The organism is Micromonospora sp. NPDC048935 (genome assembly GCF_043197875.1).
In the GTDB taxonomy this organism is placed as follows: domain Bacteria; phylum Actinomycetota; class Actinomycetes; order Mycobacteriales; family Micromonosporaceae; genus Micromonospora.
Genome location: NZ_JBICTZ010000002.1, coordinates 413,576 through 426,920 on the forward strand (window position 1 = coordinate 413,576; position 13,345 = coordinate 426,920).

The following is a 13,345-nucleotide window of genomic DNA, read 5'->3' on the forward strand; positions in this document are numbered from 1 at the left end:
CGCCGGCCGTACCTCGACGGCTCAGAGTTGGACGACGTGACCCACCCGCGGCGGCGTACGACCACCGAGGACGTCGAGCCACGCGCGTTGGAGAGCCTCCGGCCCGGCACCGACCTGGACGTCGAGCCACCCGCTCACCACGGCGGTGAAGCGCTGCCAGGCGTCGGTGAAGCGCTTGTCGAGCCCGGCCCGGCCCCAGTCCTGGGCGCGCTTGCGCATCTGGACCGGAGCGAAGAACACCTCTTCGGCGGCGTCGGCGTTCGGAGTCTGGTTGGTGAGCCCGACCGCGATGTCCCGGACGAGACGGTCGCCGAGGTGCCGACGCAGGGCGGCACGGGTCGCGGGCGCACCGGACAGGTCGAGGTAGACGGTCGGCACCGCGCCCAGAGCGCCGATGTCGTCGTACGGGACGACCTCGTCGTAGCAGCCGAGCGAACGGGTGAAGGCCAGGTTGCCGGGTGAGGTGAGCCCGACCAGGCGCGGCCCGCGACCGCGCAGCTCGACCGCTGCGGCGTACGCGGTCTTGCTCGACGCCGACGACAGCAGCAGCGCCTCGGCGCCGTAGAAGTCGTTGTCGACGACCTGGTCGGCCAGCATGAACGAGGTGAAGAACAGCGGCCGGAACAGGATCAGCAGATCCTCCTGGTCGGGCTGGTACGCCGGGTCACCGGTGGTCGACCGGTACGCGTTGTACGGTGACGGCAACTCGGCCCGGTGTGGGCTCGCGTCACGGAAACCGGACGCGTCGACCCGGCTCGGCCGCACCAGCAGGTGGCCGGAGGGCGGGAGGTAGCCGTAGACCCGCTGCCCCGCCTCGACGCCCGCGACCGTCGACGTGACCACCTCGGCGAAGCCCCAGAGCGGCGGCAGGCCCCACTGTGGCCCGAGGCCGACCGACGCCGGCGGGAAGAACTCCCAGTAGCGCATCGCGTCCCCGAGCACCGCGTAGGTCACGTTGTTGGCGGTGAGGCCGACCCGGTCCACCCGCAGCAGCGCCTCGCCGTCGGCCACCGCGGGCGGGGTGCCATCGACGAGAGTGGTCTGCCCGAGGTCGTTACGCGCCACGGCGAAGCTCCATGAGTCGGCCATGAGGTGACGCTAGACACCCCCGGAGACCGGGACAAGTGCACTGGGAGTGCAAAATCCCACTGTGCCGGGTCAGGTCCGGGCCGCGAGGTCGCGGAGGTGCGCCAGCGGCAGGTGCGGCGGCCGCCACTCCACGAAGAGGGCCGTCGCGTCGTCCTCAAGCCTGTCGTCCTGGTAGCCGACGACGGCGCGGACCAGGCGACGCATCGTCTCCGGGCTGGGCAACCCGTCGTTGAGGGTGCGGTTGACGAAGTCGACGAGCCGGTCCAGCCCGAACTGTTCCCCGTCCGCGTTCCGCGCGTCGGTGATGCCGTCGGTGTAGGCGAGGATGCGGTCGCCCGGGTGCAGATCTTCCACGTGCACCCGGGGGCGGCGGGTCGACAGGTGGCCCAGGCCGAGCGGCAGCGCGGTCGGCCCCGGCAACTCCCGAATGGCCTTGCCGTCCCGCAGCAGCATCGCACCGGGGTGACCCGCGTTGATCATGCTCAGCCGCCCGGTCCGATGGTCCAACTCCATCAGCAGCCCGGTGGCGAAGAAGTTCGGGTGCTCGGAGCGCACCCACCTGTCGATGCTGATCGCCGTGTCGACCAGGTCGAGGCCACACCGGCGTGCGTTGCGGTACGCGCTGACCACCAGCGAGGCCAGGGTGCTCGCCTTGATGCCGTGTCCACAGGTGTCGAAGAGCCCGACACTGAGCACGTCGTCGTTCAGCGCGTAGTCGAAGATGTCGCCGCCGACGTCGTAACAGGGTTCGAGGATGGCGGTGACCACCAGGTCGTCGGTGGCGAAGGTCAGCGGCGGGAGCAGGCCCCACACGATCTCGGCCGCGACCTGCATCGGAAGACGCCGCCGCATCCGCTCGACCACGTCACCGTAGAGTCGGCGGTTGACCAGGATCTGGGCGATGGTGACCGCTGCCTCCCAGGCCGGCCCGTCCATGGCCGCGTCGGCGGCCAGCGGCGAGACGATCTCCAGCACGCCCATCCGTTCGCACCCGAGCAGCAGTGGCACCCAGACCCGATCCGGGTTGTCGGGCGCGCGCTGGATGTCGAGGCCGGTGAAGGCCCGACCAGCGAGGGTCGTCTCGATCGACAGCTCGTCCCGGACGAGACCCGCACCGAGCAGCGGCACCAGCAGGGACTGCGTGTAGTCGGCCAGGTAGATCACGATCTCGGTGGCGTCGATGGCGGGAGCCGCCCGGGCGACGAGCTGGGACAGCTCGTCCGGGCCACCCCGGGGTGCGTTGAGCTGTAGCCACCGCACCATCTCACCGACGTCGCCCACGCTCCACCTCCCCCTGTCTCCCCGAACCGTACGACCACAGCAGTGCGAGCGGTGAGGCTACCGCGTCCTGTTGCCTTCCTCGCCTGCCGATCACCCGTGCCCGGCCGGTCGGCTGCTCTTTCGTCCCAGCCGTCCCACCCATCTCAGGCATTTCGCAACTATTGAGTATTAGGTGTGCAAAAGTCCGATTGAGCAATCCCGTGGTGCGGTGTGGTTTCCGACCGCTGCACAACCGGCGTCTGGTGAGATGCCTTCGCGAAAGGGCACGTCGTGACAACCAAACTACTCAGCCATCGACGACGCGCGGCGATGTCCGCACTGGCGGCCGTTGCCGCCAGCGGCACAGCCGTCGCCGTACTGATCTTCAGCGGCACCGGCGCGAGCGCCGCCGAGGCACCTGTCGACCTCGGTACGGCGGCGAACTTCTCCGTGCTGGCCGGCTCCACGGTCACCAACACCGGGCCAACCTTCCTCGCCCAGAGCCTCGGCGTCAGCCCCGGTAACACCGCGCCCGGCTTCCCGCCCGGCATCGTCGGCGGTGAAACCCACCTCGGTGACGCCGTGGCACTGCAGGCCAAGAACGACCTGACCACCGCCTACAACGACGCCGCAGGCCGAACCCCGTTCACCAACCTTCCGGCCGAACTGGGCGGCACCACGCTGTTGCCCGGGGTCTACCGGATCGGGGCCGCGCAGCTGACCGGCACCCTGACGCTCGACAGTCAGGGTGACCCGGCGGCGGTGTTCATCTTCCAGATCGCCTCGACGCTCATCACCGCGCCCAACAGCAGCGTGGTGTTCATCAACGGGTCCTCGCCCTGCAACGTCTACTGGCAGGTGGGCAGCTCGGCCACGCTCGACACGGGCACCCGGTTCATGGGCAACATCCTGGCCCAGACCTCGATCACCATGAACACCGGCGCCACCCTCCAGGGCCGCGCCCTGGCCCAGACCGGGGCGGTCACCCTGGACACCAACACCATCAACGCCCCCGTCTGCCTCCAGCCGACGGGTACGCCCACCCAGACCCCGACCGGCCAGCCCACCGGCACACCGACGGGCACACCGACCGGGACGCCTACCGGGACACCCACGGGCACCCCCACCGGGACGCCGACCGGCCAGCCCACGGGCACGCCCACCGGCCAGCCGACCGGGCAGCCCACCGCAACGCCCACCCGCACGAAGCTGCCCGTCACCGGCGGCAGCGGCGGGAGTGCTCTGGTGCCCGTGCTGACCGGGGTCGGCGGCGTCGCCGTCGCCAGCGGCGCGGCCCTGCTGCTCCTCTACCGGCGTCGGACGACCGACTCCTGACCGAGGTGCCCCGGCGACCGGAAACCAACCGGTCGCCGGGGCAGCACCACCACCGGTCAGCCGTCCCGGACGCCCTGCGGTGCGGACTCCACCATCGCGGCGCGCAGGGTCACCTGCTCCCCCGGGCCGTGGTGGTGCGGCGGCGTACGCCAGGCGACCGGTCCGAGCAGGGCAACCCTCAGGGGGAGGACGCGTCGGCGAGGTCAGCCGCATTGAGGTGCAGGGTGGCGAGCAACCCGGAGTGCTTCGCCGGGTCCACGCGCTCCGGCAGCTCACGCTCGACCCAGTCGGCCCGGGCCTGCTGGCCCCGGTCGCGAAGTGCGGTGACGATCCTGTCCCTGGCGATCCTCATCTGGTGCTCCCCTGGTTGAGGTGTTCAAACGATCATTCGCACGGACGGCGGTGAGTCGGCCCACCGGCCGGCCGGGCTGCGATGACCAGCGAACCCGACAGCCGGGACGTGGCCGGCGATCAACAACACGACAGGCCGTCGCGGCGATGGGGATGGGGATCGGTTACGCCCCTGACTGGGCTGGTGGCGACGGCGTCTGGCGGCCACCGGGAACCCGGGCGACAGGTCCACCGTACGCCTCGCGGTGCGCGGGCGCACACGCACCAGCCACCGGGCCGGCCGGAACGGCCGCCCGGCGGACTGGATCCGCAGGTCAGGGCTCCAGCACCACCTTGCCTGCCCGGCTGCGCGTCTCGGCGAACACCAGCGCGGTGGAGACCTCGCTGAGCGGGTAGCGGGCGGCGATCTGCGGCACGATCACCCCTTGCCGCAGCAGGTCGAGCACGATGCCCAGGTCGGTGCGCAGTCGACGCCGGAAGGCGGTACGGCGGGTGAGCTGACCGGCCCAGAAGTTGTAGAAGCCGGCCCGGTGGCCGTTCGGCAGCGCGTTCCAGGTGTAGAGGCGGGCCAGCAGCTTCACGAAGACCCACACGACGGACTGGCCGGTGCCCACGGCGGCGGCGTTGCCGTAGACGACGAGCGTGCCGCCACGGGCGAGCAGGCCATACGAGGTGCGGACACCCGGGCCGCCGACCGGGTCGAAGACGGCGTCGACGCCGCCCGGCGACAGCTCGCGGACGCGAGCGGCCAGGTCCGGGGCACGGTAGTCCAGCGGTTCGACGCCGAGGTCGCGCAACCCGGCGTGGTGCCGTTCCGCCGCGGTGCCGATGACCCGCAGGCCGAGGTGGCGTCCGAGTTGGACGAGTACGCTCCCGACGCCGCCGTTCGCGCCGTGCACGAGGATGGTCTGCCCGGCCCGCAGGCGGGCACTCTGCAACATCTGCCACGCCGTCACGCCGTTGACGACGACGGTCTCGGCAGCGGCCGGGTCCAGATCCACGGGTACGGGGGTCAGTGCGTCGATGTCGACGAGCGCGTGCGTGGCCCAGGCGCCGGTCTTGGTGACCGCCGCCACCCGGGTGCCCACAAGCGAGTCGCCACCGCCGGGGCCGACCGCCCGGACCGTGCCGACGAGGTCGTAGCCGGGCACGAACGGGAACTTCGGCTGGCCGGGATAGAGGGCGTGGCGCATCTGCTGCTCGGCGAACGAGATGCCGGTGGCCTCGACCTGGACGAGCGCCTGCCCCGGGGCCGGGGTGGGCATGGCACGTCGGTGCAGTTGGAGTCCGTCGGGCTCCACCACGCCGGGCAGCACCACTTCGGTGATCATCGCTTCGGTGGTCATGGGATCCTCCTAGTTTGTAAGTGTGCACTCACACACATATCGAGATACGAGCGGGCCACGGTCGCGGCTTCAGGGCCGGTGGCCGGGTGTCAGGGGTGGCGGATGCCTGCGGTCAGTGCGCGGGCCCACGGCTCGGGGACCTGATCCAGGCCGGCGGTGACGATCAGGTGGCAGAGCTGGCCGTACGCGAAGAACTGCTGCACCTGCGCGTCGCTGGCGCCGGACCGGTCCTGCACGAAGGTCGCGACCCGCCGGTAGCCGGCCCGCACCACCTGGGCGACCTCGGGAATGTCCGTGACCGCCTGCGCCTGCACCTGGAAGAGGAGCAGATCACGATCGGCGATCAACTCCGCGTAGGCACCGCCCATCGCGTCGAGGATCTCCTCCGCGCTGCCACCGGCGGCACGCTCGGCCCCGGCCTCGATCGCCGCGGCGATCCGCTCGAAACACGCGTCGGCAGCCGCCACGAACAGCCCGAGCTTGCCGGCGAAGAGCCGGAAGACGTACGCCTCGGAGATGCCCGCGGCGGCGGCCACGGCGGTGACCGGGGTGGCGTGGAAGCCGGTGCGGGCGAACGCCGACACGGCGGCGTTCAGAACGGTGACCCGGCGGGCCTCGGCAGTCGATCGCATGTTTGTAAGTGTGCACTCACAAACAAGTGTCGTCAAACCGAGCGCCTGTCGAATCCGCAGGGGTACCCGACTGTCACTCACTCCAGGGGGCCGCTCACTCCAGGGGGCCGTTCACTCCAGGGGGTAGAGCCGGGCCGGGTCACCGGGCCGCAGGCTGTCCGGGATGTCGTCCCGGGTGCTGGCGGCGATCGAGCCGAGCAGCGCCAGTGAGCGCGCGGACTCCGTACCGGGCTCGGCGTGGTAGATCACCAGAAGCTGCCCGTCGGCGCCGGCAACGGCGAGCTTGTCGCAGTACAGGTCGAGGTCACCCACCTCCGGATGGCGCAGCCGGCTGACCACACCCTCCCGTCGACGCACCTCGTGGCGCGCCCACAACTGGCGGAAGCAGTCGCTCTTGAGGGACAACTCCCCCACCAGCGCCGTCAACCGGGGGTCGTCGGTGGCACCGCCCGAGTCGGCGCGCATCTGCCCCACCACGCTCTGCATCGCCTGCCGCCAGTCGCGGAACAACTCCCGCTCGGCCGGGTCCAGAAACACCGCGCGGAGCCGGTTGGCACCCGGCGCGAGGTTCGGCGACAGTGCCCTCGCCATCGGGTTCGAGGCCAGGATGTCGAGGTAGCGGTTCTGCACGAAGGCCGGCATGTCGAGCTCCCGCAGCAGGTGCAGGATGCTTGCCGGCACCCGCTCCGCGGCCGGTCGGACCGCCCGGCGCGACCGCGCGCGGCTCAGCCCGATCAGGTACGCGGTCGCCTCCGGATCCAACCGGAGCACCCCGGCGAGGGCATCGAGGACCTGCACCGAGGGATGCCGTTCGCGACCCTGCTCCAACCGCAGGTAGTAGTCGGCGCTGATGCCGGCAAGCATCGCCACCTCCTCACGCCGCAGCCCCGGCACCCGGCGCAGGCCCACGCCGGGGCCGAGCCCGACGTCCTCGGGCCGGGTCTGCTCCCGGCGGGCACGCAGGAAGTCGCCGAGCGGGTTCGTCGCGTCCATGCCACCGACGGTAGATCGCCGGGCGGCCCGGTGACTGGCCGTGTCACTACCAGGAACAGCTCGCCCTGCCGGCCGCCCGGCTGCCGACGCACAGTCGACGCATATCCACTCCGATGACGGACAGAGGACGACATGCGCGAGAACCTTCCCGGCGGAACCGTGACCCCCGCCGACGGCCTCACCCTGAGCCGAATGGGCTACGGGGCGATGCAGTTGGCCGGCCCCGGCGTCTTCGGCCCACCCCGCGACCGCGAGCAGGCGCTCGCCGTGCTCCGCGAGGCCGTCGACCTCGGTGTCCGACACATCGACACAAGCGACTTCTACGGCCCGGTGGTGGTCAACGAGCTGATCCGCGAGGCTCTGCACCCGTACCCCGAGGATCTGCACCTGGTCACCAAGGTCGGCGCGCGACGCGGCGCCGACCGCTCCTGGATCCCGGCGCTGGAGCCGGACGAACTGAAGGCCCAGGTCCGGGACAACCTCAAGCACCTCGGCCTGGACGTCCTCGACGTGGTCAACCTGCGGGTCGGTGTGGCGGAGGGCACCGGCGACGATCCCCTCTCCGAGCAGTTCGGTGCCCTCGCCGAGCTGCGGCAGGAGGGGCTGATCCGGCACCTCGGGCTCAGCAACGTCACCCTCGACCAACTCACCGAGGCCCAGGCCATCGCCCCGGTGGTCACCGTCCAGAACCTCTACAACCTCGCCAACCGGCAGGACGACGCCCTGGTGGACAGGTGCGCGGCGGAGAACATCGCGTTCGCCGCGTTCTTTCCACTCGGTGGGTTCACGCCGTTGCAGTCCGACACACTCAACGACGTGGCCGCCCGGCTGGGCGCCTCGTCACAGCAGGTCGCCCTCGCCTGGCTCCTGCAACGGTCCCCCACCACAGTGCTGATCCCCGGCACCTCGACGCTGGCGCACCTGCGGGAGAACCTCGCGGCGGCCGACCTCAAGCTGCCGGCCGACGCGATCGAGGAGTTGGACGCCATCGGTTCCTAGTGCTGATGCGGTCGGTTGCGGACAAGCACGAGCGTGAGCACGGCGGTGACGAGGAAGACGATGCCGTTGACGCGCAACCCGGCCTGGACGCCGGCGGTCAGAGCCTCGGCCAGCGCCGCGCGTACCGGATCGGGCAGTGGTTGGTCGCCGGTGGCACCGGCGGCCACCGCCGCCCGCACGGCGGTCCGGGTGGGTTCGCCGACCTGGTGCGCGGCCAGCCGGTCAGGCAGGTCGGCCACCATCGTGGTGGTCAGAAGCGTGCCCAGCAGGGACGAGCCGAGCACCGAGCCGACCTGGCGGGCGGCGTTTACCGCTCCGGCGGCCATGCCGGCCTGAGCGGGCGCGACGCTGGCCAACGCCGCGGCCGTCGCCGGTGCCACCACCAGACCGCTGGCGGCACCGAACAGCGCGAACAGCGCCCAGCGGTGACCGAACGACGCGGTCGGCCCCTGGGTCGCCAGACCGAAACTGGCCACCGCACCGAGGACCAGGCCGAGGGCGATCGGCGCCTTGAAGCCGGTACGACGGATCACTCGCCCGGCACCGAAGGCGACGAGCACGTAGGCGCCGAAGAGCACGAGCATTCGCCAGCCGGTGTCCAGCGGGCTGAGTGCCTGGGCACGTTCGTGGAAGAGGACCAGCAGGATCGCCACACCGGTGAAGCCGAACAGTGACACCGCGGCAACGACCGTGACGGCGCTGAACGACATGGACCGGAACAGCCGTACGTCGAGCATGGGCGCGCTGGCCCGCCGCTCGACAAGCACGAACCCGACAAGCGCGACAAGCGCGGCGATCCAGGCCGCCAGCACCACCGGGCTGGCGTAGCCGTCCCTGCCGCCCTGGATCATCGCGTAGACGGCGGCGGCGATGGCCACGGTGCCCAGCAGCAGGCCGGGTACGTCGAGTCGGGCGGCACTCGGTCTGGACTCGGCCACCCCGATGGCGGCCACGACAAGGGTGATCACGCCGAGCACGATCGTCGACAGGTAGACGCTGTGCCACGGGTGGTGCCGCAGCAGCGCGCCGGCGATGAGCGGACCGACCGCGAGGCCGATGCCGGAGGCCGCCGACCATACGGTGATGACCTCGGTACGTCGGTGCGGGTCGGTGAAGGTCGCACCGAGGATCGCCAGGCTGTTCGGCAGGATCAGGGCCCCGCCGAGGCCGGCGACCAACTGCCCGACGACCACCCAGGCCACGGTCGGGGCCCCGGCCACCACAGCGGCGCCAACGATCATCGCGACGACTCCGGCACCGAACATGCGCTTGCGCCCGTAGCGGCTGCCCAGCGTGGCGGCGGACAGCACCACGCTCGCCACCATCAGGGTGTAGGCGCTCGGCACCCAGATCAGGGTGGTCGGGTCGACCCGCAGGTCCTGCTGGATCGTGGTCAGAGCGGAGACCGTCGCGGTGATCTGAAGGAACGTGATCATCGCGCCCAGGCACATGGCGATCAGGGTCACCGGGCGGGAGCCGCGGGCAAACAAACGGGCGGTGGTGGTCGGTGCGGGTGCGGTCGGTGCGGGTGCGGTCGGTGCCGTAGTGCTGCTGGTCACTGGGCTTCCTCGGGACTGGTCGGGCTTCCTCGGACGGGCCGGGCTGGCTCGGACTGGTCGGGCTGACTTTCTCATGCTGAAGTCAGCAGTGCCCCAGTGAAGCACCTGACTAGCCTCGACACAAGTCAGGTAAGCTTGGCCACATGGAGGACCTACGGAACGACCGCGACTCCTGGTCGAGTGAGAACTGCTCGGTGGCCCGGGCGATGGACATCGTGGGCAGCAGGTCGACGGTCCTGATCATGCGCGAGGCACTGCTCGGCACGCGCCGCTTCGACGACTTCGTCCGCCGGGTCGGCGTCGGCGAACCCGCCATGGCCGCCCGACTCAAGGAAATGGTCGCCGCCGACCTGCTCCAACGAATCCCCTACCGCGAACCGGGGCAACGCACCCGTCACGAATACCAGCTCACCCGCAAGGGCCGCGAACTCCTGCCCGTCATCACCGCCCTGCGCAACTGGGGCGACACCTGGGCCGCCGACGACGCCGGCCCGTCCGTCGTCGCCACCCACCGCGACTGCGGCCAACCGGTCCGTGCGGTCCTCCGCTGCGCCGCCGGCCACGAAATAGCGGACGGCGACATCGACATCGCCGCCGGACCAGGCCTCATCCGGCGCGGCTGACGACCGAGGCACACGACCCGATCTGGACCAAGACCGGCGGGCCAGGCCGAGTCCGGGTGTGGCCTACTTGCTTGGCGACCGGGGGTGCCGGGCGGGCTCGATCTGACGCGGTCGGGGATGCGAGCCGCCCTCGATCCCTGACCCGACATGCGGGCCGCCGGGCCACGCTCGACACCTCGCGAAATGGCATGCGGGCCGGTCCCCATGCGGCCCTGACCGCGCCAGCCGAGCGCCGGGGAAAATCGATCTTGGTCACTGAGAAGTGTCGTACGTCTGTTCTATTGTCTGGTCATGGTCGAGGAGTTGGCGCAGGCAGGCGACGCGGTCGCCGCCTGCGTTGACGATGCCACCTGGGCCCTCACCGAAGATGAGCTGATCGCGGCGCTCGACGCCGCGCACCGCCTGGAGCAACGCCTCGCCGCCGTCAAACTCGCCTTGGTCCGCGAGATCGACGGTCGTGGCACGGCCGTGACGCAGGGCGCGTCCAGCACGGCGGTGTGGCTGCGCGAGCGGCTCCGCCTCACCGTTCCCGCCGCTCGTCGGCTGGTCGACCTCGCCGCCGCTCTGGACACCGGCAACCCCGGGATACGAGCCGCTCTGGCAAACGGGGACATCACAGCAGACCAGGCCCGGGTCATCGGCGACACCGTCGCCACCGTGCACACCACCGCCGGCACGGAAGCAGCAGACAAGGCCGTCGGCGTTTTGGTTGAGTGGGCCGGGCAGTTCGACCCCACCCTCCTACGCAAACTCGGCACCCGCATCCTCGACCACGTCGCACCCGACATCGCCGACGCCGCCACCCAAGCCGCCCTCGAAGCCGAAGCCCGCCGCACCACCCGCGACCGCCACCTCACCCTCTCCACCCTCACCGACGGCCGCCTACGACTCACCGGCACCCTCGACACCGAAACCGCAGGCCTCCTCCGCGCTGCCATCGACCCACTGACCGCACCCTCGGGCCCCGATGACCAGCGTTCCCCCGGGCAACGCCGCCACGACGCCCTCGGCGACGTGTGCCGCCTCGCCCTGCGCACCGGCGACCTGCCCGCACACGGCGGCGACCCCGCCCAAATCGTCGTCACCACCACCTACGACGAGCTGACCCGTCAGTTGGGTGCCGGCGCACTCGACACCGGCTTCCACCTCACCCCGGAAACCGTGCGCCGACTCGCCTGCGACGCCACCATCATCCCCGCCGTCCTCAACAGCACCGGCCAACCACTCGACCTCGGCCGACAACGCCGCCTCATCACCGGCCCCCTGCGACGCGCCCTCGTCCTACGCGACCGCGGCTGCGCCTTCCCCGGCTGCGACCGCCCACCACGCTGGTGCGACGCCCACCACATCCACCACTGGGCCAATGGCGGCACCACCACCCTCACCAACGCCGTCCTCCTCTGCGGCCACCACCACCGACACCTCCACCACAACGACTGGACCGTGCAACTCGGCCGCGACGGCCACCCCGAATTCATCCCACCCGCCTGGCTCGACCCCACACAGGTTCCCCGCCGCAACCACTACCACCGACGAACGTAGAAACGACCTGCCGGCGCCGGGCGCCCTGTCGCCGTGCAGCCGGATCCAGGCGCAGTCCCACGCGGATCCGGGCAGTCCCACGCGGATCCGGGCAGTCCCACGGCACAGCTCCACCATTTATCTGTAGCTGGAAGCGATCGCATGGCCATGACCTGGGGCGCTGCGTCGTAAATATGTCTAGAACTGGGCGGACATAGTGTGCGAAGGACTTTCAGACGCGCCTTGGGGCAGCGTGGTCACGCCTCCGCTGAGCCTCCAGGTCGCGGAGGCGTCAGATTGCGGCGAGTGCCTTGGTGATGTTCCACTCCGCCAGGTCGAGCATCCATCGTCGATCGGGGAAGTCGGTGTCCGCGATGCGCAGCGGACCCTCGATCAGCGACAGCACTTGCGCGTACCGGTAGAGCTCCAGCCGGTGGGGGTCGAGTTCGACCGGACGCAGCGCCGGGTACGCCTCGCCGAAGCGCATCTGCAGCCAGGCGTGCTCCCATTCGACGTCGAAGTAGGCCACACCCTCGAAGTCGATCATGACTGGTTCGCCGGCCGGCGTGACGAGTACGTGATCCGGTCCAAGCTCACCGTGCACCAGTGCGTATGCCTGTCGTGGTGACACCCCGTCACGGAGGTGATGCACATGGGCGGCGATCCGGTGATGCGCATCAGCCAGCCGCGCATCGCGGGCCGCTGAGACGTCAAGGTGGCCGAGTGCCCGGTCCACGATGACGTCCTCGGTGGGTCGAGTCTGGGGTGCCTCGCCCCGGGTGATAGCCGCGAGCTTGCCATAGTTCGGACCGAGGGTGGTGTGCATGCGGCGCAAAGCGTCGCCGAGCGTAGATAGCGGCGCGGCGGCTGCGGCGGGATCGCGTTCCATGAGCGCCTCCAGCCGTAGCGCGCCGGCGTCTTCAAGGAGCGCGATGTCGGCGTCGAGGTAGCGGCCGTCGCGGTCGAGCATGATCAGACGCGGTATGCGCACCCCGGCGGCGGCGAGTGCCGCGTGGTTGGCGGCGAACAGTTCCGCTCCCGACGCGTCGGTGAACGGGTCATCCGGGACCGTCGGCGACGGTGGCCAGTAATTCTCGCCCGCTGCCCACACATACAAAATCACGGTTGTCTGGTCGTCGAGGCCAAGCCTGTAGACGCCCTTTTTGCTGCCGCCGGTCAGCCGGTCCAGCCCGGTGAGCCGGCTGTTGGAGCCGAACTGCTCCGCCACCAAGTCGTGTAACTCATCCGACCGCAGGAACGTCCGCGTCATGGTCGCCTCTCGCCAGGTCGACCGGCCATGCTGCCCGGCGAAGCAGCGCCGCGCAATCGAGTTACCTGCGCGGGACGCCATGACCGAGCTGTAGCTGTTGGAGCTGCGCGGGCACCCGGAGTCCTGCTCGTCGAAGACCGCGAAGGTCGAATCGATCGGCGGCACGGAAACCCGCCGAAATGCCATGGACGCCTCCGAGCCGACGGCGCTAAACGACGCACAAAGTACCCGTTGCGTTACGAGCTTGTTTCCAAGATGACGGTCAGGTTACGAGTGCTTCTCGATGATCGATACCGATCCTAGGTTTCGGCCACCGTCATCAGTCGTGGCGGCCGGCACCGAACGTGGAGGCAACGACGTGCCACAA

General features: G+C 70.4%; 12 protein-coding genes. 4 read left to right on the forward strand and 8 right to left on the reverse strand.

Features of this window, described 5'->3' with window-relative positions:
* Positions 1-21: 21 nt before the first annotated feature.
* A complete protein-coding gene (locus tag ACGFIW_RS08245; protein ID WP_393311938.1) occupies positions 22-1,089 on the reverse strand; it encodes a DUF2855 family protein in 1,068 nt (355 codons plus the stop codon).
* A gap of 69 nt (positions 1,090-1,158) precedes the next feature.
* Entirely contained in the window at positions 1,159-2,370 is a 1,212-nt protein-coding gene (locus ACGFIW_RS08250) for a PP2C family protein-serine/threonine phosphatase (RefSeq protein WP_393311940.1), read from the reverse strand.
* Positions 2,371-2,640: 270 nt separating this feature from the next.
* Here ACGFIW_RS08250 and ACGFIW_RS08255 point away from each other — a divergent pair, with 270 nt between their 5' ends.
* Positions 2,641-3,684, forward strand: a complete 1,044-nt coding sequence (locus tag ACGFIW_RS08255; protein WP_393311942.1) for an ice-binding family protein — start codon at positions 2,641-2,643, stop codon at positions 3,682-3,684.
* 178 nt (positions 3,685-3,862) lie between these two features.
* On the opposite strand, the gene ACGFIW_RS08260 is transcribed toward ACGFIW_RS08255, so the two are convergent.
* From ACGFIW_RS08260 to ACGFIW_RS08275, 4 genes are all read right to left on the reverse strand, one after another.
* The gene (locus tag ACGFIW_RS08260; protein ID WP_393311944.1) at positions 3,863-4,036 is read right to left on the reverse strand and encodes a hypothetical protein; all 174 of its coding nucleotides are present in this window, start codon (positions 4,034-4,036) and stop codon (positions 3,863-3,865) included.
* Positions 4,037-4,349: 313 nt separating this feature from the next.
* On the reverse strand, positions 4,350-5,381 hold the full coding sequence (locus ACGFIW_RS08265) for a medium chain dehydrogenase/reductase family protein (RefSeq protein ID WP_393311946.1): 1,032 nt from the start codon (positions 5,379-5,381) through the stop codon (positions 4,350-4,352).
* 89 nt (positions 5,382-5,470) lie between these two features.
* The gene (locus tag ACGFIW_RS08270) at positions 5,471-6,013 is read right to left on the reverse strand and encodes a TetR/AcrR family transcriptional regulator (RefSeq protein WP_393311948.1); all 543 of its coding nucleotides are present in this window, start codon (positions 6,011-6,013) and stop codon (positions 5,471-5,473) included.
* A 111-nt stretch (positions 6,014-6,124) separates the two neighbouring features.
* Positions 6,125-7,006 (reverse strand): helix-turn-helix transcriptional regulator, encoded by an 882-nt coding sequence (locus tag ACGFIW_RS08275; RefSeq protein WP_393311950.1) that lies wholly within the window; start codon positions 7,004-7,006, stop codon positions 6,125-6,127.
* 132 nt (positions 7,007-7,138) lie between these two features.
* Here ACGFIW_RS08275 and ACGFIW_RS08280 point away from each other — a divergent pair, with 132 nt between their 5' ends.
* Positions 7,139-8,005, forward strand: a complete 867-nt coding sequence (locus tag ACGFIW_RS08280; protein WP_393311952.1) for an oxidoreductase — start codon at positions 7,139-7,141, stop codon at positions 8,003-8,005.
* Here ACGFIW_RS08280 and ACGFIW_RS08285 read toward each other — a convergent pair.
* Positions 8,002-9,564, reverse strand: a complete 1,563-nt coding sequence (locus tag ACGFIW_RS08285; protein WP_393311954.1) for an MFS transporter — start codon at positions 9,562-9,564, stop codon at positions 8,002-8,004. The two genes, ACGFIW_RS08280 and ACGFIW_RS08285, sit on opposite strands and share 4 nt — an antisense overlap.
* 143 nt (positions 9,565-9,707) lie before the next feature.
* Between ACGFIW_RS08285 and ACGFIW_RS08290 the strand changes: the two genes are divergently transcribed.
* Positions 9,708-10,187 (forward strand): winged helix-turn-helix transcriptional regulator, encoded by a 480-nt coding sequence (locus ACGFIW_RS08290; RefSeq protein ID WP_393311956.1) that lies wholly within the window; start codon positions 9,708-9,710, stop codon positions 10,185-10,187.
* A 291-nt stretch (positions 10,188-10,478) separates the two neighbouring features.
* Positions 10,479-11,729: a DUF222 domain-containing protein gene (locus tag ACGFIW_RS08295; protein WP_393311958.1), complete on the forward strand. Its 1,251-nt coding sequence runs from the start codon at positions 10,479-10,481 to the stop codon at positions 11,727-11,729.
* Between the two features lie 271 nt (positions 11,730-12,000).
* On the opposite strand, the gene ACGFIW_RS08300 is transcribed toward ACGFIW_RS08295, so the two are convergent.
* Positions 12,001-12,978: a phosphotransferase family protein gene (locus tag ACGFIW_RS08300; protein ID WP_393312758.1), complete on the reverse strand. Its 978-nt coding sequence runs from the start codon at positions 12,976-12,978 to the stop codon at positions 12,001-12,003.
* Positions 12,979-13,345: the final 367 nt, after the last annotated feature.